Consider the following 22839-nt stretch of genomic DNA (forward strand, 5'->3'; position numbering starts at 1 on the left):
TCCCGGAACGATAAACAAAAAACTCCTACCAGCTCAAATAAACTGGTAGGAGTCATTAGCGCTAAGGCGGTTTAAGGCGAACTCCATCGCCGATTCGGTTTGGTTAGCTACGATGAAGTATATACGCTGACCGGGGGCTTGTCAAATAGGTGGCTGATGTTCCTGCAAGGAAGGAATTGGGAGGAGTCGCTTATGAGCGAGGTCCGTATACAGGATGTCATGCAGGTCAAGCAAATTCAACTGGCCGCCATCCAAACGATCGGCTTTCGGGGGGAAGGCATCCAGGATGAGCACAAGCTGTTCCGACAATTGAAATCCCGAAAAAACGAAATCGAACATCGCATTGATGAGCACGCGTACCTGGTCATTAGTCCGGACGGGCTGTACGTCGCCGCTGCCGTAGCCCGCTTCGGAGCCATTCCCGAAGGGATGGAATCGGTCACCATCCCGGCCGGACGTATCAAGTGTTTCGGTTTGAAGAGAAGTATATCGGCGACTTCTGGAATGATTTCTGCAACCCTTCGGCGCAAGCCGAATATAACCTGAATGTGGACAAGATCCGATTCGAGATCTTTAAGGAAGATTTGCAGCCAACGGGCGTTACCGAAATTTACTTTCCGGTGAACGATTGAGCTTTGCGTACGCGTCCAATTCCCGCCCGGCCGGACGAGCGCCTTCTCCATTCGGAGCCATGCCGGCGTACACTGGAGGAACGACTCTTTTGCCCGGAGAGGAGGGTGCGCCATGTGGAAAAGGAGCCCGTCGTTCCCGCCGTTTCCAATCCCGCCGATACCGCCGATCCCCCCCATCCCGCCCGTGCCGCCGGTTTCGCCGGTGCCGCCGGTTCCTCCAGTCAGTCGTTGAGGGGAATCGAACAACTTCTCCCGACCAAGGCGCGTCTATATAACCAAGACACCGAAAAGGGAGGAATCTGGCTTGCGAAAGCAACTTGCGCTGCTGCTGGCGCTCTTTTGGATTGGGACAAGCAGTTTGGGGTGGATCGCGTCCGCCGCGGCTGAGGGGACGGCCGGAGAATCGGCGCCCCCCGTGGAGACGCCATCCGCGCCGGCTAACGATCAGGAGCCGAACGTCTACGTGAACGGCCAGCGGGTCGATTCGCCGTATGCCGCCAAACTCCGGCCGGATGGCACTGTATACGTATCCGTACGGCTCGTTTCGGAAGCGCTCGGCATGAAAGTTTCCTGGAATGGAGCAAAGCGGCTCGCCGTCGTGACGACGACGAACGATCAGGTGTTTTCCTTTCCGCTGTATCGGTCGTACTTTTGGTTGAACGGGCAGCGGTACGATCTGAAAGAAAGCACGGAAACGGTGCAGGACGGAACGGGTCCCGGTTTCTACGTCATGGTGCCGGCAGCGGCGATCGGCGAGCTGTTCGGCGCGGACGTGAAATGGGACGCAGAGACGCGGCAATTGAACGTGGCGAAGCAGGGCGGCAGCGTGCCCGCGGACCGCAAGGCCGCATTTCGACGGGAGTGGGATGCGTGGCAGCCGGAGCCGACCGATACGCTGCAGCTGGCGAAAGCGCTGTTCGCGAACGTAAAGCTGGTTGGCGGCAAGCTGACCGTCTCTATCCCTTCGGGCTGGGGGAACAAAGCCGGGTTCCTTCTTTACCAGGGCGACAAGGAAACGAACCTGAAGTCGGGCAGAACCTATACGTATGCGACCGGAGCGAAAAATGCCGGCGTCTATGCATATCGTGTTGGCGCCGGCGGAGCGATCGATGAGGAATATTGGATCTGGCTGGATCCGGGCAGTCCAAACTTCGCGGCCGGCATTTACGCGAACCAAGGGCTAAGCGTCCTCATCCAGGACATTCGCGGGCAAGTCGTCTCGCTGGAACGAATGAAACAGGCGCTCGCCGAGCGCGCCGCGGCTGCAGGAAAATAACCGGTCCGCGTAGAAAAAGTGGAGTCGGGCAAGACGATCCGGAGCCATGGGGAGCGAAACAGCATGACCAAGCAATATGCCATCGACAAAGCGAAAATTTTGTACCGGGAAAACAATCGCTCCTATTTCGTTATTCTGGAACCTGAGACGGACGAGTATCGGATTGTGGAACGGAAGGAAAGAGACGAAAAGCAGCTGAACCGTTACGTCATCTTCAGCATCGAAGCGGACGAATAGCGAAAACGCAAGAAAGCGTCTTCCCGTGCGGATCGGCGCTTCTGCTGCCGGGGGCGGCGAAGCTCAGCGATCGAGGCCGATCGCCCGGGCGAACGCCATCTGCAGCCGGCGGGTGATCGGACCCGGCACGCCGGATCCGATGGGGCGATCGTCGACGGAGATGATCGGCGTCACCTCGACGGTCGTGCCGGTGACGAACGCTTCGTCGGCCGCCAGCAGCTCGTCCACCGTGAAGGCGCGCTCCTCGGCCGGAATGCCTTCCGCCCGAGCGAGCCGCAGCGCGACGGCGCGCGTGACGCCGTGCAGGATGAGGTTGTCGGCCGGATGGGTGAGAATCCGCCCATCCTTGACGATCATGACGTTCGAGGCGCTGCTCTCCGTCACGGTGCCGCCGCGGTGCAAAATGGCGTCGCCCGCCCCGCGCTCCGCCGCCGTCTGCTTTGCGAGCACGTTCGCGAGCAGGTTCAGCGTTTTGTAGTCGCAGTGCAGCCAGCGCGTGTCTTCGAGCGTGATCGTCCGGATGCCGGCTTCCATCGCGGCCGCCGGGCGCGGCATCTCGTTGCAGTAGGCCATGACGACGGGGCGGGCGTCGGCCGGGAAGAGGTGGTTGCGAGGCGCGGCGCCGCGGGTAATTTGCAGGTAGACGGTGCCTTCGCTTACCTCGTTGCGCAGGACCAGCTCCTCCAGCGCCCGCTGCAGCTCCGCTTCGCCGAACGGGAGCGCGAGCTTGATGCCGGCAGCGCTGCGCGCGAGCCGCGCGAAGTGCAGGCCAGGCTCGAACAGGCGGCCGTTATAGACGCGATAGACTTCGTAGACGCCGTCCCCGAAGTAGTAGCCTCTGTCCTGGGGAGAGATGCGTACCGCCTCGGCGGGAATGAATTGTTGGTCGTACCAGTAGATCGACGACAAGGAAGACCCTCCTTTGGCATGGTTCGCCGCGTAAGTCCGCGTCGGAATTTGTTATAATGGAAGCTCGTACATCTTTCATCATAAATCAGGAGGGCCGCATATGCCAGCCGTGTTCGCCAACGATTGGAACGAGCTGCTCCAGCCGGAGATGGAGCAGCCCTATTACCGGGAGCTGCGCCAGCGGCTCAAGGAGGAGTACCGGGAGCAAGTCGTCTACCCGGACATGAATCATATTTTTCAGGCGCTGCATTGGACGTCGCACGCTGAAGCGAAGGTCGTCATCCTCGGCCAGGATCCGTATCATGGCCCCGGACAGGCGCACGGCCTCAGCTTCTCCGTGCAGCCGGGCGTGCCGCAGCCGCCGTCGCTTCGCAACATTTTCAAAGAGTTGCGGAACGACCTGGGCTGCGCCGTTCCTTCGCACGGGAACCTCGCCTATTGGGCGAAGCAGGGCGTCTTGCTGCTGAACGCGGTGCTCACGGTGCGCGCCGGGCAAGCCAACTCCCACAAGGGACTTGGCTGGGAGCGATTCACGGACGCGATCATTGCCGCGCTGAACGAGCGGGAGCGGCCGCTCGTCTTTATCCTGTGGGGAAGCCACGCGCAGAAGAAGGCCGCGTTCATCGACAAGAGCCGCCATCGCGTGATCGCGTCTGCGCACCCGAGCCCGCTGTCGGCGCACAACGGCTTCCTCGGCAGCAAGCCGTTTTCGCGGGCGAACGCGCACCTGCGCGAGCTGGGCCAGGCCGAGATCGACTGGTGCGTGCCGGAGCTGGGCGCCGAGTCGATCGCGGACGCGCGGCGGGAGGCTTCCGCGGCGGCGGAGCCGGACGGCCGGGCGTGAGCCAGGCGCGATGGCTGACGCCGGCGACGGGCTTCCTCGCCGGTTATACGCATACACTGAACCCGTACGTCGGCTGCGCGTACGGGTGTTCGTACTGCTACGTGCGGCGGCTGCCGGTCGCGCTGTTTCGCGGGGAGCCCTGGGGCGAGTGGGCGCAGCCCAAAGCGGGCGATCCCGCGACGCTGGCGCGCGAGCTGGCCCGCGCCAAGCGAAAAGGGCCCGTCACCGTGTTTTTCTCGTCGGTGACGGACCCTTATCAGCCGCTCGAAGCCAAGGAGCGGCTTACGCGGGCTTTGCTGGCGGCGATGGCGGACGAGCCGCCGGACTTCGTGCTTTTGCAGACGCGCGGTCCGCTCGTGACGCGCGACGTCGATGTGCTGCGGCGGCTGGGCGACCGCGTGCGCGTAAGCGTCACGGTCGAGAGCGACCGCGACGACATGCGCCGCGCGCTCACGCCTTCGGCGCCGCCGTACGCCGCGCGGCTCGCGGCGCTCCGCGCGCTGCGCGAGGCCGGCGTCCCGACGCAGGCGGCCGTTTCGCCGCTGCTGCCGTATACGCCGGCGTTCGCCGCGCAGATCGCGGCCGTCGCGCCGCGCGTCGTCGTCGACGACTATTTCCGCGGCGACGGCAGCGGCGGCCGACGCAGCGAGCGGCTTGGCATGCGCGAAGCGTACGCCCAACTGGGCCTCGCCGACTGGTACGCGCCGGAGCGGCTCGAGGCGTTCGTCGCCGAGCTCCGCGAGCGGATGCCGCCGGATGCCGTGACGGTGAGCGCCGAGGGCTTTAATCCGCCATCCGACCCACAATCCCGCTCTTAGCGTCGCTTATTCGGCGATCGGGAAGCCGGTGGAGCTTGAGGCGCCTCCGCCGTCCGCAGGTTTGGCCGGCTTGGCGGGGGAGGTCGAAATGCCTTCCTGGCCGCCGAGCACGGGCGTATAGGCGGCATCGATGTACGCGGACACCTTGACGGTCGTAACGACCTGCGGGTACATCATGTCCGGATCCGGTTCGATCACCCGGTAGCGGATGGTCGCCTGCTTATCCTTGAAGTCGATGCCGGCGATCTCGATGCCGTAGCCCGGATGGCCGACCTCGGCGGAGAGCGTCACCTTCTTGACGTCGGCGGAATAAGACTCGGTCGTCAGCTGCACGTCGCCCAGCCAGGTCGCCTGCGGAAGCGGCTCGATCGGCTTCGTTTTCTCAACGAACGAGAGCGCCTTATCCAGCATGACGGCCGCCTCGCTTCGCGTGATGACGTCCTGAGGACGGAAATTTTGCTTCGCGTCCAACGCGGCGATGTCGGCGATAACGAGTCTTTGGATGCTTCCCATATAAGCTTGGTTGACGCTCTTTTCGTCGTTCAAGATGACGTACTGGTCCGTCCAGGCATATTCGCCCTTCGTACTGAGCGCCTGAAACAGCCAATGCGCGAACTGTTCGCGGGTGACGCTGGCGCCCGGCTGAATGTCCTTCGGAAGATCCAAGCCGTTCAACTGCGCGATCATGAACGCTTCCGCATAAGGCGCGTCGTCCTTAATCGCAGTAAAGTAATCGCTGGCTTTGGGCTCCTTGATGAACCGAAGGTTATCGATGTTTAGCTTAAAGCCGTTGACGAGGAGCGTCACGGCGGTCGAAGCCGTCACCGGACCCTTCGGTTTAAAGAGTCCGCTTCCGTCGCCGCGAACGATTCCGAGCTCCTTCAAGTGCAGAATTTGGCTGCGGCCGGCGTCCTTGTCGATATCGCCGAAGGCGAAGACGGAGCCGCTCAAGAGGGTGCTGGCGAGTACGACGCCGAGACCCGTGACGGCCCATTTCGATTTTTTTTGCATCCTTGCTCCCTCCATGGGGTGGTGGATTTGCCGCCGTGCGGCATGCAACTACCTTGACGCATCGGCGTTGACAAATGTTGCATCTTCCGTTTGGAACGCCATATTCGAAAAGAAACGCAAAAAAACCTCGCGCGGTGGCGAGGTTGTCGTTGATGAGGATGGTGATCTGAACAGGGATCGAACCTGTGACCCCTACCCTGTCAAGGTAGTGCTCTCCCAGCTGAGCTATCAGATCATGATTGAGAAGGGTTTGTCTTTTGACTTAACCCATTATATAAGGTTGGGCGGCAAATGTAAAGTGTATTTTTCCGCCGCGTCTTGTACGGCGCGCCGGATTAAAGCGTTAGGCTTGGGGGGAACGGATTTTCATATTATCAGGCCAACCAGAACCTCTGGTTGGCCAATTTATTTGGCCGCAAGGATGGAGGATGCTAGAAGCGCTCAAGGCGGGTACTTGATCCGGCAATCGACTGCGCATTAAATATGAGGATCGATCAACGATCAGTTTGGATACGTCATTGTTTATGATTCTTTAATGGCATATCATAACCATTGTGGAAGCGTTGTCAAAACGATTGAATCATCCATTGCTAAAGTTTTAAAGATCAATTTTAGGGAAATTATCGCTGAGGGTTAATGCCAATAAGAGGGAAAGATGGCGCGGGCCTAGTTTCGCGACAGATTGACCTGATCTCCAGGCGCCGCTGTTCGATTAGCGGCATGGCTATGAAACTTTTTGGGTGTATACCCGGTTATTTGTTTGAATTGCCGGCAGAAGTGCTCCACGTTGTGATAGCCGCATTGAAAAGCGATTTCCGAGATGCTTTGGGAGCCATGGATCAAATATTCTTTCGCCAGCCGGATTCGTCCGTCAATGACGTCCTCCATGCAAGAAATTCCGAACGTTTTTTTGTAGATGATCTGCATATATCCCGGACTGATGCGGAGAATATCCGCCATTTTCGAAACCGTCCAGGGGTCGCTCGGGTTATTCTGAATGGCGGAGCGCAGCCTTAAGAGACTGTAATATTGAGGCGTAAATCCATTCTGGCAATAGGATTCCAGAAGCTTGTTGAACAGCGTTCGCAGCAAGCCGTCGATGGACGAGTTTTTGTAATCTCTATTAAAGTTATGCTCAATGACCAGAAGCTCGAATAATTTGTGGCAATAGTCGGGATCGTTCAGGGAAAAGGGAATGCCGAAAGGCAAAGAAGTTTTTGTAACGTAAGGTTCGTCGGACTCGAATCGGATCCAGTTATTGATGTATTTATCGGAGCAAGCCTGATAATAGATCTTTTGATGCGCTTCATAGAGAATGGCGCTATGGGCCGGATACTCCTTCAATTCCCCGTCGACCCGGAATTGGGCGGGCGTCTTGGTACAGACGAGGAGCCAGCATGGATGGCCTCGAGGAATGTCGAAAACAAAATTGCTTGCATGCGTAGCATCGCATTCCACGTAGTGAATATGGTTCATCCGATTTTCCTTCTTTCCTGCATTTACCGTCCTACTACCCATTATATAGAACCATTCAAGGAAGAGGATAGAAAGGGAATTCGAAGAGTCAAAATCAAGGTGCGAGGGTATTGCCGCGGTACCTTTGACGTCAAAACATCGTGGGACGGACCTGTCCTCGGCAAAATACCGGTTGACTTCACGAACGTATGTACGGAATATGCTGCCGATCTCGTCATTCCGGACGGGATACAGGCTTTGTATTTTACTTTTACGGGCATGGGCAATGCCAGTCTGGCTTCGTTTACATTGGAATAATCAACATTTATTAACGTACTCCTTTCCCGACCAAAACTCATCTTTGAGAGACGGAAAGGAGTATTTTTTTTGAGGAGAATGAATATGTCGGAATCTTTTGATCCTGGAAGAGATCTTTGCGCGGAGCTACATGCGATGTCCAATGTCCATTTTTCTTTCCAGATCTATGGTATCCATTGGCGAAATGTCCGACAAGGCTGGTCTTATCAGGAACACTCGCATCCGCTATTGGAACTTAATTTGGTACTGGAAGGCACACAAGCGACGCGGGTCGGAGACAAGGAGTATGTGCAGGGTCCGGGGGATTTGTTGCTTATACCGCCAGGCTGGACGCATGCCAGCAGGACTGAAGGGGTTGGGGGCATGACTTTTTTCTGCCTTCACTTAAACATTGACGATCACTTCATCATGGAGCCCTTGTATCATTTAACGGACATTCTGATGCCGAAAAATGCCGACTTGACCATGCGGCTTAGACCGCTGCTTGCCCCTTTTATAGAAGGAGCATCCCGCCCGTCGGAGCTCTCTTCGTCGTATCATCGAGTCAAGATCCAAGCCAATTCCCTTAACCTGATTACTGCTTTAATAGAGATGCTAATTAGTGACGAGAGCGGTTTCGCGAACAAGGAGTTTAATGATGCGGAAAGGAGAACGATGCTGGGAGCGGTCAAGATGAGAGAACAGACGTTGATGGAAAAGCGCGTACAGGATCTGTTTTATGGAACGCTTGGCGCGGACGTGTCCAAAACCTATGAAGCGCTGCTCCCATCCTATCGCTGGATCAGCGTCTGTTCGCTCTCCAGGAAAGAAACCCTTTATTGGGATAACAAAGATCGGGCGTACGCAAGGTCGTTGTTGGAGGAAGTGTTGTCTCCCCTGGGCTCGGTCGTCATCATCGACGATTTATTGATGACTGCCGTTGTATTCTCCAATCAAATATCGGTCCCGCCCGTCGAGCAGAAAATGCTGGAAGCGGAGAAGTGTCTGCAGAAAAATGTTGACCCGGAGCTCCATTTGGGCTTCGGAGGCATTGCCACGGACTTGCGAGAAGTCGGTTCCATGTACGAGCAGAGCCTAAGGGCATTCTCGGTTGATTCACTGGATACTTCGGGAAGTAGAACGATTGAGTTCGTAAATCGCATTATCCGGCTCGCGATGAATCGGCTCGAAACGGAGTACGCGAACAAGGACTTCTCGCTGGGCTTGCTGGCCGAGTCGCTCAACATCACCCCCAACTATTTAAGCGCGTTGTTCACGTCGGAGACAAGTATGACCTTCACGCAGCACTTGACTCGTATTCGGATGGAGCAAGCGAAGCGGCTCTTAAACGAAACACAGTTTAAAATTTACCAAATATGCAAAGAAGTCGGGTATTCGGATCAAGCCTATTTTAGTCGTCTCTTCAAATCGCTGGAAGGAATAAGTCCTTTCGATTATCGAGAGCATTCGAGAATTCGAGAGATACAACTAACCGTAGATAAGTTCAAGAAATGATAAATCCCCCGCATTCTCTCCCCGGGAATTGCGGTGGTATAACTGAATTGTAAGTGCTTTCAGAAAAAGATCATATTCAAGAGGAGGAGCAAGACATGGGGGTTGCAACGAGAAAGAAACTGTGGGGGACACTATATCTCGGGGTCGCGCTTAGCCTAGCGATTGCCGGCTGCAGCAGCAATAACAACAATTCTTCCGCGAGCCAGTCGTCGAGTCAGGCGCCTAGTTCGGCGAACGACAGCGCTTCGCCATCTGCATCGGCATCCGAGGATTTGAAACCGATTACGATTTCGGCTTTCATCGGCTCGCCGAATCAGCAGCCGACGGCAGATAATCGGATTTACAAGAAGATTCAGGACGAGCTCGGCGTGAAGCTGAACATGGAATTCCTGGTCGGCGAACTGCAGCAGAAGCTTGGCGTTATGATCGCAGGCGGGCAATATCCGGATCTCATTACTGCCGATCCGAAGTTGGTAACGGCAAAAGCGGTCATTCCCCTGGAAGATCTGATCGAACAGTACGGCCCGCACCTGAAGGAGCACTACGCGGCGTATTGGAACCGGATGAAGGATTCCAGCGACGGCCATATCTATTGGCTGCCTAACTATGGCGCCTACACTGGAGAGACTCATAGCAATTATTATTCAGGCCCGGCTTTCTGGATTCAGAAGGACATTCTTAAGGAGGCGGGCTACCCGACCCCTAAGACGTTGGATGATTACTTTAAGCTGATCAGCGACTATGCGGCGAAGCACCCGACGACGGCCGACGGCCAGCCGACGATTGGCTACACGACTCTCGCTTACGGCTGGCAGACGTTCGGGTTTCTCAACGTACCGGAGCATCTAAGCGGCCATCCGAATGACGGCGGCGTCGTGGTCGACAACGGAGTCGCTTCCGTATTCGCTACCAAGGATATCTCAAAGACGTATTACCGAAAGCTCAACGAACTCTATAACCAAGGCTTGATGGACAAAGAAGCCTTCGTCCAAAACCCCGACCAATATAATGCGAAGATCTCGTCTGGCCGCGTGCTCGGCATGTTCGACCAGCACTGGAACTTCCAGGGAGCCGAAGGTGAACTGATCTCTCAAAACAAGATCGGTCAAACGTACGTCGGCTTCCCGCTAGTGTACGACGGCATCAAGGATCACTACCTCGATCGCGGCGTCATCAACTTGAACAACGGGTTCGGCATCAGCAAGGACGCCAAAGACCCGGTTCGTATCATTCAGTTCCTCGACGCGCAGCTGGACGAGAAGTGGCAGAAGCTGTTGCAGTGGGGCGAACAAGACGTCGACTACAAGGTTGACGAGAACGGCAAGTTCTACCGCACGCCTGAGCAGCGCAAGCAGCAAGAGGATCCGACCTGGAGGCTGGCTAACAAAGCCGAGGTATTCCTTGGTTACGCGCCGAAGTTAGAAGGCACATACAGCGACGGCAACGCTACGGATGCGGGTGGCCAGCCGGACGAGTTTTACGCTTCGCTGAAGCCGGAAGATAAAGAGCTGCTCGATGCATACCACTTCAAGACTTGGACGGATTTCTTCTCCCCGGCTCCGGAGAACGAAGTCTATTATCCGGCATGGCAGATCGACCTGATTGACGGCTCCGACGCGTCGATCGCCAACAAGCAAATGACGGACGCTTCGCTAAAGTATTTGCCGAAGGCGATCATGTCCAAGCCTGACAAATTCGACGCCGTCTGGGATGATTACGTCAATGCTTATAAGAAGATCGACGTGAAGGCGTACGAGGATCGGATTAACTCGCAAATTCAGTGGCGGATCGAGAACTGGACCAGCAAATAACGGAAGAAACGATAGGTTGCGGAAAGCATCAGCCAATCGCCGATGCTTTCTGCAACTTGCGTTTTCCGTACTTGCAGTAAGAAGTTAGGAGGAGAGAACGATGGCGAGCGCCCCGAAAGCCATTTCATCGAAGACGGCTGCGATGACTGCCGTACCCCAATCGTCCCTATTCAAACGGATGCGCAGCCAAAAGCAGCTGATGCTAATGTCGCTGCCCATACTGCTGTACGTCCTGTTATTTTCCTACTACCCCATTTGGGGCTGGACGCAGGCCTTTCAGAATTACAAGCCAGCGTTACCTCTTTCCCAACAGGAATGGGTTGGCTTCAAGCAGTTCAAATTTCTTTTCAAAGACGATACGTTTCTGCTGGTACTTCGCAACACGATCGGAATGAGCTTCATCAACATGGTGCTCGGATTCGTCACGGCGATTGCGTTTGCCATTTTGCTTAATGAAATCAAGAACAAGCTGTACAAGCGCACAATACAGACCATCTCGTATCTTCCGCACTTTCTGTCGTGGATTATCGTAACGGGCCTCGTTGCGAATGCGCTGTCCGTGGACGGCGGCATCATCAACGTGTTGCTCATGAAGCTCGGATTCATTCACGAGCCGATCATGTGGCTTAGCAAGCCGCACTTCTTCTGGGGAATCGTAGGCGCTTCGCACGTGTGGAAAGAAATAGGTTGGAACGCGATTATTTACTTAGCGGCTATCACGTCCATTGACCCTTCGCTTTACGAAGCTGCGGAGATCGACGGGGCGAACCGATATAAGAAGATGTTTTACATCACCTTACCGGGAATCAGGTCGATCGTCGTTATTTTGCTGATCATGAACCTCGGTTGGATTCTGGATGCGGGCTTCGAAGTACAATACCTGCTCGGCAACGGCGTAGTCGTCAACTGGTCGCAGACGATTGATATTTTCGTGCTGAAATACGGCATACAGATCGGCAACTACTCATTGGCAACCGCAGCCGGCATCTTTAAAACGGTCGTCAGCATGACGCTGATCTTTGCGGCTAATGCGATCGCCAAACGCTTTGGCGAAGACCGACTGATATGAGGGGGGCAAACCGATGAGAACGAGAACGCTTCGGCTGGAGCCGGTTGTCTTCCACACGTTCAACACCATCGTCATGATCGCGCTGGCGGTCATCACGCTGTATCCTTTTCTGAATACGCTTGCCGTTTCGTTTAACCCGGGCAACGATTCGATCCGCGGCGGCATCTATCTATGGCCTCGAGTTTGGACCGATCAGAACTACAGGGCGGTGTTCGCAGGCGGAACGATCTATCACGCCTTCTGGGTATCGGTGGCAAGAACGCTCATCGCCACGGTGCTCAGCCTGTTCCTGACCTCTATGCTGGCCTATACGGTCAGCCGCAAGGAATACGTGTTCCGCAAGCCGGTTACGATCATCATTGTAATGACGATGTATTTTAATGCCGGACTAATTCCGTCCTATTTCCTGATCAAAGATCTGCATCTTCTGAACAGCTTCCTGGTTTATATCGTTCCAGGCCTCATCAGCGCGTTCAATATGATCGTCATTCGAACCTATATACAGACGCTGCCGGATGGGCTGATCGAATCGGCCAAGGTAGACGGCGCGGGAGATTTCAGGACGTTCTTCGCGATCATCCTGCCGCTATGTCAGCCGGTTCTCGCTACCGTTGCGCTGTTCGTCGCGGTCGGGCAGTGGAACTCTTGGTTCGATACGTTCCTGTATGCGTCCTCTAAGCAAAATTTGAGCACACTGCAGTACGAGCTCATGAAGCTGCTGTCCTCCGCGTCGTTCTCGAACAGCAACCCGGCCGTAGTCAATGCGAACAATGGGGCTGCCAAGCTTAACATGGTCACGCCGATCTCGATCCGGGCGGCCATCACGATCGTCGCATCCGTACCGATTCTCGTCGTATATCCGTTCCTGCAAAAGTATTTCGTGCATGGCATGCAGCTCGGCAGCGTGAAGGAGTAGGGATATAGAGGCTTAGCTCAATTATTGTCCTATAGCTTCCAACGAAGAGATCCTCGGGTATGGGGGATCTCTTCTTTGCTGTTCCACCATCATAAGCAAGGCTGAATTCAGCGTCTTTGTTGCTTCAAAGCAAGCTTTCAAGCCTTTTCGGAAAAGGGAACGCGCAAGCTTCCGCGTAAAGCTCGCAAACGCGAAGGTGTCGCCAAGAAACGTGGGATATCGAGTGAGCGAGTTTGTGTTCTCGTCGCCCGGGATCGGACATAAAAAACGCCAAGCCGGCAGGAGCCGGTTTGGCGCTTCCGTATTTCTGCTTCCTGCACGATTCGTAGCACGGATCGCAGCGCGATTCGCGGCGAAATCCGTTGGGCATTTGCTAAGCGTTCCGCTTTGCGTTCGGCGTCCAGCTCCGATGGATGCGCTCCTGAATCCGGACCTTTTCCTTTTCCAGCAGTCGATTCACGAGCACCTCTTCGCTAAGCCCTTTTTCCTTGCCCAGCTGCGCGATCGTTTTGCCGCTCTTCAGCTCTTCGATCAGCTTTTCGGGGGTGATGCCGAGCACGGCCGCGGTATCGGCCAGCCGGCGGCTTTCCTTGTAATGGCCTTTGCCGCCCCACAAGCCTTTATGCTCGACGATGCGCTCCGCGCGTTCCTTCATGTCGGACCGCCATCGTTGCGCTTCGTCGGCGGTAAGCCGGCCCGACTGGACGGCTGCGTCCAGCTTGGCCGCCTGCTGCGCGACGATCAGGTCGACGACTTTCGCCTTGTCCACGCCTTTTTGCTTGGCGACATCGGCGAGCGATTGGCCCGCGCGCAATGCCCGCTCCAGAGAAGCGGCGTCCGTCTTCAGCAGCGAGAGAAGCTGTTCGCTCCGCAGAAGGCCCATCTTGTGCCCGCCGTGGCCGCCTCCGGGATGGCGGTGGCCGCCGGGGTGGGATTCCGGTTCTGCGCCCGTTACGGCATCCGGTTCCGAAGCGGCGGACGCCCATACTTGCATGCCGCCGAGCGGGAGGAGGAGCGTCAGGGATAGCGCCAGCATGAGCAGGGTGCGGGTAATTCGGTTTTTGGTTGAATTCATGGTGTCATCACTCCTTCATTCCTATTGTAGGTCGGGGAGTGACGCTCTAAACGGGGATGGACGCAAAAAAACCACCGGCGAAAGGCCGATGGTCGGATGGATGAGGGGATGGTGATCTGAACAGGGATCGAACCTGTGACCCCTACCCTGTCAAGGTAGTGCTCTCCCAGCTGAGCTATCAGATCGCGTCTCTCAGAGACATTTAGTATCATACCAAGCCGAATGGACCCCGTCAATGCCCTTCCCGGGTTTTCGTTTGCACAAAAGACGCCAAATTCGAAAATATTTCGCCCGAACAGGGATGAACGCGCCGGCTACGACGTACATATGTACCATTTCATCCGTGTCGGGAGGCGCATGGCGCATGGAGAGTATGGCGGTGTTTTTCGTTTGGCTGATCGGCCTGTTCGGATTGATCGGGGTGGTGATGGCGGCGGTCGCGCAGATCATCCTGAAGGATACGATGGAGTACGACAAAGCGTTTACCTGGCAGACGCACAAGTATCGAGGGGAGGATTAGGCAGTTCGGTTAAGACGGCCCAAGTTGGCGCACACTGGAAAGGAGGTCCAGAAGGTCTAAAGGAGAACGCAACATGCAGATGTGGCCGAGCGTACGAAATTCGGGCCGGCGCGGCGCCGCCTGGGGGACGATGTTGATCCTGCTCGGCGCCTTGCTGACGGGCTGTCAGGCGGGAGGAGGCTCCGGCACGACGGATACGGTCGTCGCCGACGTTTACGCCCCTACGGTCGGACAAGACGTCTACGGGGCGCGGACGCCGCCTGAGGAAGGCGTGCGAGGGTTGTTAAGATAAGGCGAAGGCAAATCAAAAGGCTCCGGAAACGCGTACCGCACGCGTCTCGGAGCCTTTTTGGCGCGGAAGGGGATTCCGCTATTCCTCCCATTTGCGGGAGTACGCTTTTTTCGTGACCCACAGCGTGAGCCAGATCAAGGCGATGACGATGATGCCAGCGACGATCCAAGTGCCAACCATGCGATGTCGACATCCTTTCTTCTGCGAATAATCCGGTGGCGATCAGAACGAATAGACGCGGTGCTGCTCGACGAACGTCATCCGGCCGGTCTTGCCGACGAAGTCCGGCTGTGCGTCGCCGTAGTGCATCAAATAGATGCGGCCTTGAAGCTCCTCGGGCAGCGTCAACAGCTGCGGGAGGCAGGCGTGAACGACGCCGGGCGGTTCGAGCTGGCAATCGTGGAAGATCGTCTCGACGCCCCGGTCGTGGACGAGCGATGCGAGCAGCTCCGGATCGAATACCATATCCGCCGAATAAAAAAACGTATCGTTGAGCAGGACCGAATAGCTGAGCTTGTCCGGGATGTGCTTCGTCCGGATCAGCTCTGCGGTCAGTCCTGGCAGCACCTCGGTCTTGGCGCTCTCGCGAAGCGGGCGAAGGTCGAAGTAATCGTCCAGCCCGCGCAGCTTCTCCTGCTCGAGACCGCCGCGCAGCGAGCGCTCCCAGAGCGGTCCGGCGAGCGTGTCGGCGATGTAGAGCGTCGGTTTGCGATGGAAAAGGAACTTGTGCTGAAACGCGACTTCCTCCAGGCCGCCGATATGATCCGCATGCATATGCGTAATCAGGATCGCGTCGATCTCTTCCAGCGGATGGCCGAGCCGATGAAGCGCGAGCGGCGCCGTAATGCCGCAGTCGATCAGCAGCTTCTTTCCTCCAGCATATACGATGGCATTGTTGTTGTAAAAGGTTTTGGCGAACGCGCTGCCGCAACCGAGCATTTGAATGTCCATCCCGGGCCCCCTGTCGCCTGCGTTTCCGGCGTGGATAAGCTGCAAAGTTCCCATCCACCATACCATAATTTGTCTGCCCGCAAAAGGGAAATCAAAGCTAGTCCGCCTTTCGCACATTCGACCGGCTGCGCATATCGTAACGAGAAGCTTGCGCAGCAAGCGGAAGGAGGAGCGGCAGCATGAACAAGACGGCTACCAAATCAGGCAAAGCCTCGAAAGGCGGCACCAAGAAAAAAGCCCATTCCGATCATCACCAGCCGCAGATGAAGATCGTAACCTCGGACGTCTGCGCCGTATGCAAGACGCCCTGTACGCGAGGGCTCGCGTATTTGGACCGGATGAGCCAACCCGGCGCGATGGGCAATGGCGTTCCGTGCGTCCTGACGTTGCCCAAAGCCAAGTAAGGGCGATGGCGTCCCAACCTGCTTAACAAGCCGACAATGGCGGTCGCAAAGCGGGTAGGCGTAAGGGGAGCCCATTTCCCGGGCAACCGCATGATCTGGGGCGAGACGACAAATCGTGCGGAATTCGGTCGAATATCGGCCGCCCGGCTCTATTTTCTCCCCTTATCGCAACTTTCGAACGGAAAGGAGGTATAACCAATTGAAAACCGGATTATCGAGACGGAACGACGGAGGGAAAAAGGATGAAGATCCGCAAGCTGTTGATCTTGACCGTTGCGTTATCGCTCCTCGGAGGTACGGCCATCTTCGCGGATACGGTGACCCAGAAGGTGAAGGTCATCTTTAATAAGCAAGAGATTGACGATGCCGGCGCGCTCGTGGACGGCAAGGCGTTTCTGGGCGTTCGCTCGCTGGGCGACACGATCCAGGCGATCACCGTCTGGGACGATAGCGCCAAGAAAGTAACGATTTTCAAGCCGAACGTACATATTTTCCTGATGACGGGCAGCAAGCCTTTTGGAGAAGTGCAGAACGGCAAATCCACCAGCTTCAAAGTCTTTGCGCAGATCGACAATCTGCTGACCGACATTTCCGCCTTTAAAGTGACCATCTCCGATCCGTACGGAGAAGAGACGTGGATCGACGGCCGCACGTCCAAGGACGACGACTTCCCGAAGAGCAAGGACAACTTCTGGTTCACCTCGGACAACTTTACGTACAAGTTCAATTCCGCCGGACGGTACACGCTGCGATTCTGGATGAAGCCGTCGGACACTCAGCCGATGCAGATCGTGTCGGAGAAGACCATTATTTCCAAATAACCGACTCTCGCCGCCTCTTTCCTTTGCTGGAGAGGGGCGGTTTCGTTTGACCCCGGCATGGGCAAAGTGTTAGGATACGGGGGAAAGGCAAAATTAACCGACTGAACGGAGGTTCTCCATGAGCGATCATGTTCATGACGAAAACTGCGATCACGAGCACGACGAAGAAATCTTCGTCGCCACCGACGAAGACGGCAACGAACATGAGATGGTGCTGGTGTACGCGTTCGAAAGTGGAGACCAGGCTTATGCCGTGCTGATTGACCGGAACGACCCGGAAGACGACGGCGTTATTTTCCGCCTCGAGCAAGACGGGGAAGACGAAGTGCTGGTAAACATCGAAGACGACGAAGAATGGGAACGTGTCATGAAAGTGTACGAGGAACTGGCTGCGCAAGAGGAAGACTAAGCCGGACCTTGATGACGACAAACAAAAGGGGCCGCACCGGCGTCAATGGAGACGCTGGGGCAGGCCCCTTTATGCGTGAGATAGATCGATTCTCCGGGTGCCGGTTATTTGCGCGGATTGTAGTAAATGGTGCGGCCGTTGAACAGCCGGACTTCCGCCAGGAGCTGCTTGCCTAGCCATTTGCACAGCTCGTTGGCTTTCGCTTTGTCGCCGTGGGTGGCGCCTTCCGGCAGGACGACCTGAATGGCGGGCGCGGGATCTTCCGCGGGTTCTCCGCCGCGCGCGTAGCCGATGACAATGTACTTGTACGACGGTTGGTTGCCCTTCAAGTAGAACCAGCGCTGCTCTTCGCCCGGTTTGCTTTCCATCGTGTAGGGGAAAGCCGCGTTCGCATAATCCCAGCCCAACTGCTCGCCGGTCAGGGCGGTCTGCTCCCGGTAGTGCGCGAGCCGCGCCTTGATGTCTTCCAGCGTGATCTGATCGACCGCAGAGCCTTGCACAAGCGTGATGTAAGCGCTTTGACTCAAGGAAGCCACCTCCACAGCCACATGATAGCATTTCCTTCCTGCATTGGCAACGAAGATCAAAAACCCCGGCTCCGCATGCGCGGAGTCGGGGCCAAGAACGTAACCGATTAAGAGATGGCTGTCTCTTCAACAATAACCTTGACGTTCTCTACGGTGCGGTCTTCAGGCCCTTTGACGGGCAGGCCGACTTCGAGGTGGTCGACGATATAGTCGATGTTCTCCTGCGAGATGACTTCGCCCGGGAGCAAGATCGGGATGCCTGGCGGATAAACGTAGATGAACTCCGCGATAATCCGACCGGCGGACTCGCGGAACGGCACGACCTCCGTCTCGCCGTAGAACGCGTCCCGCGGCGTCAGCGACAGGTGCGGGATTTCCGGGATCGTCACGACGAGCTCCCGGACTTCGCCCGTATGGCGGTGCGTTTCCGACAGTTGCCTGAGCGCAGAGAGCAGCAGGTCGATCGACGAGGCGTCATCGCCTGGCGTGACAAGGCACAAAATATTGTACATATCGCTCAGCTCGACCTCGATATTATGATGCTCGCGCAGCCAATTTTCCGCGTCGTAGCCGGTAATGCCGAGATGCCGGACGTGAATCGTCAGCTTCGTCGGATCGTAATCGAATGTCGCCTCGTCACCGAGCAGATCCTCGCCGAAGCTGTAGAGGCCCGGGATCTCGTTGACGGCTTGGCGCGCTTGTTGGGCCAGTGCGACCGTGCGCGCGGCGAGCTCCCGCCCGTGCAGCGCGAGCTGGCGGCGGGCCGTGTCGAGCGAGGCCAGCAGCGGGTACGAGGTCGATGTCGTCGTGAGCAGGCTCAAGATCGTCTGCACGCGCTGGATGTTGACGCGGCCGGCGCGAACGTTCAGCACCGAGCTTTGGGTCATCGAGCCGCCGAGCTTGTGCACGCTCGTCGCGGCCATGTCCGCGCCCGCCTGCATGGCGGAGAGCGGCAGCTCGTCGGAGAAGTGGATCAGCGCGCCGTGCGCTTCGTCGACGAGGACCGGAACATCGTATTCGTGTACGAGATCCACGATCTCTTTCAGGTTGGCGCAGACGCCGAAGTAGGTCGGATTAATGACAAGCACGGCCGCCGCGTCCGGATGGCGTTCCAGCGCACGTCGGACCGAGCGGGTCGTTACGCCGTGATCGATGCCGAGATTGCGGTCGCGGACCGGCGAGAGAAAGACCGGGCGCGCGCCCGCAAAGATGATGGCCGACAGGATGGACTTGTGCACGTTTCGCGGCACGATTATTTTGTCGCCGTTTCCGCAGACGGACAAAATCATCGCCATGATCGCGCTGCTCGTCCCCTGAACGGAGAAGAAGGTGGCGTCCGCCCCGAAGGCGTCCGCCGCCAGCTTCTGCGCTTCCAGAATGACGCCGACCGGCTGATGCAGGTCGTCGAGCGGCGCTATATTGATCAGGTCGATATCGAGCACGTTTTGCCCGATGAAGCTTCGGAATTCGGGATCCATGCCCGCGCCTTTTTTGTGGCCGGGGATGTGGAACTGTACCGGGTTTTGTTCCGCGTGACGCCGCAGCGCGTCAAACAGCGGGGTGCGTGAATGATCCAATGAATGCTCACTGCCTTTCGATGCCCAGGCATAAGGATAATCTAAACAAGCATGAGTATAGCAAAACTAGGGGGGATTGCAACCGCTCCGTCCCAAGGCGGCCGTGGAAAGCGGGCTTGTCACCAAAACGTCAAGAAGGAGTTTTTGGAACCGTTCCCTTCGGTATGCTACGATGAAGAAAAGGAATTCGTCCCCCACGGGGCTTTCAGAGGAGAGAACGTCGTGAAAAGCAAGCTAGCCATCGTCGCGTTAATGCTTATGACCACCTTTGTCGGCTTCGGCATCATCATCCCCGTTTTGCCGCAAATGGTTTCGGAAGTCAGCCCTCAATCGGCCAACTGGCATACGGGCGCCATGCTCACCTTGTACTCGCTCGCTTCCTTTTTGCTCTCTCCGGTATGGGGGAGCCTGTCGGAGAAGATCGGCCGCCGGCCGGTCATCATGACGGGCGTGCTCGGCTTTTGCGTCAGCTTCCTGCTGTTCGGATTGGCGGACGGGAACTTGACGATCATGTATGCCTCCCGCTTGCTCGGGGGCCTGTTCTCGGGAGCCGTGACCGCCAGCATCGTGGCTTACGTGGCGGACATCACGACCGAGGAGGAGCGGACCAAGGGAATGGCCGTCGTCGGCATGAGCATCGGACTCGGCTTCACGTTCGGTCCGTTCGTCGGCGGCGTGCTGAGCGAAGTTTCCCTGAATACGCCATTTTATGTGGCCGCCGGTTTGTCGCTACTGACCTTCATCGCGGCTTGGACCCGGCTTCAGGAGTCGATGACGCCCGAACGGCGAGCAGAAGCGGCTTCGCGCAAGCGCGTGTCCCGCTGGACCGCTTTTCAAGGGTCGCTTAAGTATTTGTACGTCCTTGCCTTCTTCGTCACTTTTTCCCTGGCGATCCTGGAGGCGACGCTGCAGCTGTTCGGCATGGACAAGTTCAACGTGACGCCGCTGAACATCGGGATGATGTTCTTCTTCTGCGGCCTCGTAGGTGCGCTTATCCAAGGCGGCGTCGTGCGCAGGCGAGTCAAAAAAGGCCAGGAAGGCATCTACATCGCCGTTGGACTCGTGATCTCCGCGGTCGGCTTCTTCCTGCTGCTGACCGCCAAAAGCTGGCTGCTCGCGACCGTTTACCTTTGCATATTCGGTATCGGCAACGCGCTCATCCGTCCGTGCGTCACGTCCCTCATCACGCAGAAGACGACTGTCGGCCAAGGCATCGCGTCCGGGCTCAGTTCCTCTATGGACAGCCTCGGCCGCATCGTCGGCCCAGTGCTCGGCGCCGCATTGCTGGGGCTGCAATCGTGGCTCCCGTTCCTCGTGTCCGGCCTGCTCTCGCTGGCGGCGCTTGGCCTCCTCGCCCGCTTCCGCAGCGCCGACCGCGCCGCCCAACAAGCGCAAACCCAGGCCTAGTCCCGTACCCGGGTGTCTTGCATGTTCGTGTATAGTTTGCGAACGGCGCACAACCAAGTACGGCAGCAAAGTCACGCATCTAGATTCGGCATCAAAGCCCCGTTCTCGCCTCTAACGCGAAATGGGGCTTTTTGTTGAAAGCATCACCGTTGTGGGAGCAGTTGAGGTGCCTCAATTTCCTCTCTAATCTCCTTTTGTCCATCGTCCCGTTCGCTCAGGCAACATGGGATTTACCTTTTAACGGTACGCCCACCTCTATTTTTTCCCTTCGCTCATTATCCCGTTCGCTCAGGCAACGTGGGATTTACCTTTTTAACGGTCTGCCTACCTCTATTTTTTCCCTTCGCTCATTATCCCGTTCGCTCAGGCAACATGGGATTTACCTTTTAACGGTCTGCCCACCTCTATTTTTTCCCTTCGCTTATTATCCCGTTCGCTCAGGCAACGTGGGATTTACCTTTTTAACGGTCTGCCCACCTCTATTTTTCTCCCTTTGGTCATTATCCCGTTCGCTCAGGTAACGTGGCATTTACCCTTTTAGCAGTCTGACCATCTCTACTTTCCCCCTTTGTTCATTGTCCCGTTCGCTCAGGTAACGTGGCATTTACCCTTTTAGCAGTCTGACCAACTCTACTTTCCCCCTTTGTTCATTGTCCCGTTCGCTCAGGTAACGTGGCATTTATGACACACAAGAGGTGCACTTTTTTTTGGAGTTGTATATAGAAAATGGGAAATTAGAAAGCGACTCACGCTTCCATTCGCAATAGGCGGAGGACAGAGACAGCTATGCGGCATTGGATATGAGATCTTCTTCTTCGAAAAGATGGCAGCGAATGATCCAGGAGTAGGGACGTTTGCGGGTATTGGCGGCCAATATCGTTACATGTTCGACAAACGAATCCACATCGGCAGAGAGATTATAGCGATAACTGAATTCGTCAAGATAGGCCTGGAGATGTTTGCTGCCGATTCCGCAGAAAGTATCGCTCATCCAACGGAACGCATGTTTGCAAAGTGCTACAAGCGGCACGTATTCGGCATTGCCGAAGCGATGAAGCGTGCAGTGGGCCTGACTACGAACCGCAGACTCGACGTGGTTCTTCAAAAACTGTTCGCCGTCCCTGCGGTGAATCGAGCGATAATGGGTTTCGGTTTTCAAAACTTTCTTGATCTTGACCTGAACGGGAAGCCCTTGACGGTTAACGGTGGCGCCTGCTAGAAGAGGCTGCTCGCGAGGGTGGAAGTAGATGCTGGGGTGGAAACGCCGTTCCGCATAAAAAATGCCTTTGATATGAACTTGGCCGGACAATTGCCACTTCCGGTCGGCCTCTTGGATGGCGCGGCGGAGCTTGTGGTTGATCAACCAGGCCGTTTTGTAGGTAACGCCAATCAGACGGTGCAACTGGGTCGCGCTGATTCCTGCAGAAAGATAGCGAATCGCTTGAAACCACTTGCTGAGCGGGGTGCGGCTTCCCTCCATGACCGTGCCGGCCGTGAGAGAGGTCTGATGGCCGCAAGTACGGCATTGATAAAGAGGATAGCGGCGTGAACAAATGCTATAAAAATAGCGCTGGCCGCAACGAGGGCAAACGATCCCGTTCGGCCACTTCGCGTCAAATAAACGCTGCGCGCATTCAGCTTCGTCATCCGGAAAATGAAGTTGCATCATACGTTTCATCACCTCTTTATCGGAACATATGTTCTTATCCAATGATATCAAATAACTAGTCAACGTTCAACAAAAATCTTCCAAATCCAACTCGGAATTGGATGCTGGCAAAGAAGATGCAAACAAGGATCCCCGTATCTTCGATGAATGGCTTTTTCCGTGTAGAAATGGGTGAAATCGCAGAGTAGACTTCCCTGAGCGAAGGGGATAAGGCCGAAAGGAAATAGTCCAGAGATAAAACCAGTCTAACCTGATCGAACGGGATAATGCCCAAAGGGAATAAGCGGAAGGTAGAATAGTCCGGAGCTGACCTAAGGGGATAATGCCCAAAGGGGGAGAAAACTACACCTACCAGCTGCCGAAGCAACCGCACGACGGTGACGGCGAGAGGACGATC

24 protein-coding genes, 2 tRNA genes, 1 pseudogene and 1 riboswitch are annotated in these 22839 nt (G+C 56.4%); of the genes and pseudogenes, 17 read left to right on the forward strand and 10 right to left on the reverse strand.

Annotated features, from left to right (window positions below; genetic code table 11):
* Window positions 1–39 precede the first annotated feature (39 nt).
* Window positions 40–100, reverse strand: a riboswitch (Fluoride riboswitch).
* A 119-nt stretch (window positions 101–219) separates the two neighbouring features.
* The 3 genes from LKX83_RS07550 to LKX83_RS07560 all read left to right on the forward strand — a co-directional run bounded on the left by LKX83_RS07550 (window position 220) and on the right by LKX83_RS07560 (window position 2145).
* Entirely contained in the window at window positions 220–546 is a 327-nt protein-coding gene (locus LKX83_RS07550; RefSeq protein WP_227881563.1) for a GyrI-like domain-containing protein, read from the forward strand.
* Between the two features lie 390 nt (window positions 547–936).
* Window positions 937–1908 (forward strand): copper amine oxidase N-terminal domain-containing protein, encoded by a 972-nt coding sequence (locus LKX83_RS07555; protein ID WP_227881564.1) that lies wholly within the window; start codon window positions 937–939, stop codon window positions 1906–1908.
* A 63-nt stretch (window positions 1909–1971) separates the two neighbouring features.
* Window positions 1972–2145 (forward strand): hypothetical protein, encoded by a 174-nt coding sequence (locus LKX83_RS07560; RefSeq protein WP_227881565.1) that lies wholly within the window; start codon window positions 1972–1974, stop codon window positions 2143–2145.
* Between the two features lie 63 nt (window positions 2146–2208).
* Here LKX83_RS07560 and dat read toward each other — a convergent pair whose 3' ends face one another.
* Window positions 2209–3045 carry a D-amino-acid transaminase gene (dat, locus tag LKX83_RS07565; RefSeq protein ID WP_227881691.1) on the reverse strand — a complete coding sequence of 279 codons (837 nt, stop codon included), beginning with the start codon at window positions 3043–3045 and terminating at the stop codon, window positions 2209–2211.
* Between the two features lie 109 nt (window positions 3046–3154).
* Here dat and LKX83_RS07570 point away from each other — a divergent pair, with 109 nt between their 5' ends.
* Together LKX83_RS07570 and LKX83_RS07575 are read left to right on the forward strand one after the other, a co-directional pair.
* Window positions 3155–3898 carry a uracil-DNA glycosylase gene (locus LKX83_RS07570; protein ID WP_227881566.1) on the forward strand — a complete coding sequence of 248 codons (744 nt, stop codon included), beginning with the start codon at window positions 3155–3157 and terminating at the stop codon, window positions 3896–3898.
* Entirely contained in the window at window positions 3895–4716 is an 822-nt protein-coding gene (locus LKX83_RS07575) for an SPL family radical SAM protein (protein ID WP_227881567.1), read from the forward strand. The genes LKX83_RS07570 and LKX83_RS07575 overlap by 4 nt, the downstream gene beginning before the upstream one ends.
* Window positions 4717–4722: 6 nt before the next feature.
* On the opposite strand, the gene LKX83_RS07580 is transcribed toward LKX83_RS07575, so the two are convergent.
* The 3 genes from LKX83_RS07580 to LKX83_RS07590 all read right to left on the reverse strand — a co-directional run bounded on the left by LKX83_RS07580 (window position 4723) and on the right by LKX83_RS07590 (window position 7071).
* Window positions 4723–5727, reverse strand: a complete 1005-nt coding sequence (locus LKX83_RS07580; RefSeq protein WP_227881568.1) for an S-layer homology domain-containing protein — start codon at window positions 5725–5727, stop codon at window positions 4723–4725.
* A gap of 159 nt (window positions 5728–5886) precedes the next feature.
* Window positions 5887–5962, reverse strand: a tRNA-Val gene (locus LKX83_RS07585).
* 431 nt (window positions 5963–6393) lie between these two features.
* Window positions 6394–7071: a helix-turn-helix transcriptional regulator gene (locus LKX83_RS07590; RefSeq protein WP_227881569.1), complete on the reverse strand. Its 678-nt coding sequence runs from the start codon at window positions 7069–7071 to the stop codon at window positions 6394–6396.
* Window positions 7072–7128: 57 nt separating this feature from the next.
* Between LKX83_RS07590 and LKX83_RS34280 the strand changes: the two genes are divergently transcribed.
* From LKX83_RS34280 to LKX83_RS07620, 6 genes and pseudogenes are all read left to right on the forward strand, one after another.
* A complete protein-coding gene (locus tag LKX83_RS34280; RefSeq protein WP_370639043.1) occupies window positions 7129–7500 on the forward strand; it encodes a carbohydrate-binding protein in 372 nt (123 codons plus the stop codon).
* A gap of 84 nt (window positions 7501–7584) precedes the next feature.
* A complete protein-coding gene (locus LKX83_RS07600; RefSeq protein ID WP_227881570.1) occupies window positions 7585–8994 on the forward strand; it encodes an AraC family transcriptional regulator in 1410 nt (469 codons plus the stop codon).
* 95 nt (window positions 8995–9089) lie between these two features.
* Complete coding sequence (locus tag LKX83_RS07605; RefSeq protein WP_227881571.1) at window positions 9090–10805, forward strand: ABC transporter substrate-binding protein; 1716 nt, start codon at window positions 9090–9092, stop codon at window positions 10803–10805.
* A 142-nt stretch (window positions 10806–10947) separates the two neighbouring features.
* Window positions 10948–11874, forward strand: coding sequence for an ABC transporter permease (locus tag LKX83_RS07610; RefSeq protein ID WP_370639048.1), 927 nt, complete (start codon window positions 10948–10950; stop codon window positions 11872–11874).
* Between the two features lie 13 nt (window positions 11875–11887).
* Entirely contained in the window at window positions 11888–12790 is a 903-nt protein-coding gene (locus tag LKX83_RS07615; RefSeq protein ID WP_227881573.1) for a carbohydrate ABC transporter permease, read from the forward strand.
* A 144-nt stretch (window positions 12791–12934) separates the two neighbouring features.
* Window positions 12935–13048 (forward strand): annotated as a pseudogene (locus tag LKX83_RS07620) (IS1595 family transposase); the annotation flags it as partial.
* A gap of 115 nt (window positions 13049–13163) precedes the next feature.
* Here LKX83_RS07620 and LKX83_RS07625 read toward each other — a convergent pair.
* Window positions 13164–13865, reverse strand: coding sequence for a hypothetical protein (locus tag LKX83_RS07625; RefSeq protein ID WP_227881574.1), 702 nt, complete (start codon window positions 13863–13865; stop codon window positions 13164–13166).
* A gap of 109 nt (window positions 13866–13974) precedes the next feature.
* Window positions 13975–14050, reverse strand: a tRNA-Val gene (locus LKX83_RS07630).
* 179 nt (window positions 14051–14229) lie between these two features.
* Between LKX83_RS07630 and LKX83_RS07635 the strand changes: the two genes are divergently transcribed.
* Window positions 14230–14385 carry a hypothetical protein gene (locus LKX83_RS07635; RefSeq protein WP_227881575.1) on the forward strand — a complete coding sequence of 52 codons (156 nt, stop codon included), beginning with the start codon at window positions 14230–14232 and terminating at the stop codon, window positions 14383–14385.
* 73 nt (window positions 14386–14458) lie between these two features.
* Window positions 14459–14677, forward strand: coding sequence for a hypothetical protein (locus LKX83_RS07640; protein ID WP_227881576.1), 219 nt, complete (start codon window positions 14459–14461; stop codon window positions 14675–14677).
* Window positions 14678–14899: 222 nt separating this feature from the next.
* Here the strand turns inward: LKX83_RS07640 and LKX83_RS07645 are convergent, their stop codons facing one another.
* Window positions 14900–15628 carry an MBL fold metallo-hydrolase gene (locus tag LKX83_RS07645; protein ID WP_227881577.1) on the reverse strand — a complete coding sequence of 243 codons (729 nt, stop codon included), beginning with the start codon at window positions 15626–15628 and terminating at the stop codon, window positions 14900–14902.
* A 179-nt stretch (window positions 15629–15807) separates the two neighbouring features.
* On the opposite strand from LKX83_RS07645, the gene LKX83_RS07650 reads away from it, so the two are divergent.
* From LKX83_RS07650 to LKX83_RS07660, 3 genes are all read left to right on the forward strand, one after another.
* The gene (locus LKX83_RS07650) at window positions 15808–16032 is read left to right on the forward strand and encodes a hypothetical protein (RefSeq protein ID WP_227881578.1); all 225 of its coding nucleotides are present in this window, start codon (window positions 15808–15810) and stop codon (window positions 16030–16032) included.
* A 242-nt stretch (window positions 16033–16274) separates the two neighbouring features.
* Window positions 16275–16853, forward strand: coding sequence for a copper amine oxidase N-terminal domain-containing protein (locus LKX83_RS07655; protein ID WP_227881579.1), 579 nt, complete (start codon window positions 16275–16277; stop codon window positions 16851–16853).
* Between the two features lie 118 nt (window positions 16854–16971).
* A complete protein-coding gene (locus LKX83_RS07660) occupies window positions 16972–17262 on the forward strand; it encodes a DUF1292 domain-containing protein (RefSeq protein WP_227881580.1) in 291 nt (96 codons plus the stop codon).
* A gap of 104 nt (window positions 17263–17366) precedes the next feature.
* Here the strand turns inward: LKX83_RS07660 and LKX83_RS07665 are convergent, their stop codons facing one another.
* Complete coding sequence (locus tag LKX83_RS07665; RefSeq protein WP_227881581.1) at window positions 17367–17789, reverse strand: DUF1885 family protein; 423 nt, start codon at window positions 17787–17789, stop codon at window positions 17367–17369.
* A 107-nt stretch (window positions 17790–17896) separates the two neighbouring features.
* On the reverse strand, window positions 17897–19366 hold the full coding sequence (locus tag LKX83_RS07670; protein WP_227881582.1) for an aminotransferase class I/II-fold pyridoxal phosphate-dependent enzyme: 1470 nt from the start codon (window positions 19364–19366) through the stop codon (window positions 17897–17899).
* A 222-nt stretch (window positions 19367–19588) separates the two neighbouring features.
* On the opposite strand from LKX83_RS07670, the gene LKX83_RS07675 reads away from it, so the two are divergent.
* Window positions 19589–20773 (forward strand): MFS transporter, encoded by a 1185-nt coding sequence (locus LKX83_RS07675; RefSeq protein WP_227881583.1) that lies wholly within the window; start codon window positions 19589–19591, stop codon window positions 20771–20773.
* A 784-nt stretch (window positions 20774–21557) separates the two neighbouring features.
* Here LKX83_RS07675 and LKX83_RS07680 read toward each other — a convergent pair.
* Window positions 21558–22442, reverse strand: coding sequence for a transposase (locus LKX83_RS07680; RefSeq protein ID WP_227881584.1), 885 nt, complete (start codon window positions 22440–22442; stop codon window positions 21558–21560).
* Window positions 22443–22839 lie beyond the last annotated feature (397 nt).

The organism is Cohnella baijiui, assembly GCF_020731285.1.
In the GTDB taxonomy this organism is placed as follows: domain Bacteria; phylum Bacillota; class Bacilli; order Paenibacillales; family Paenibacillaceae; genus Cohnella.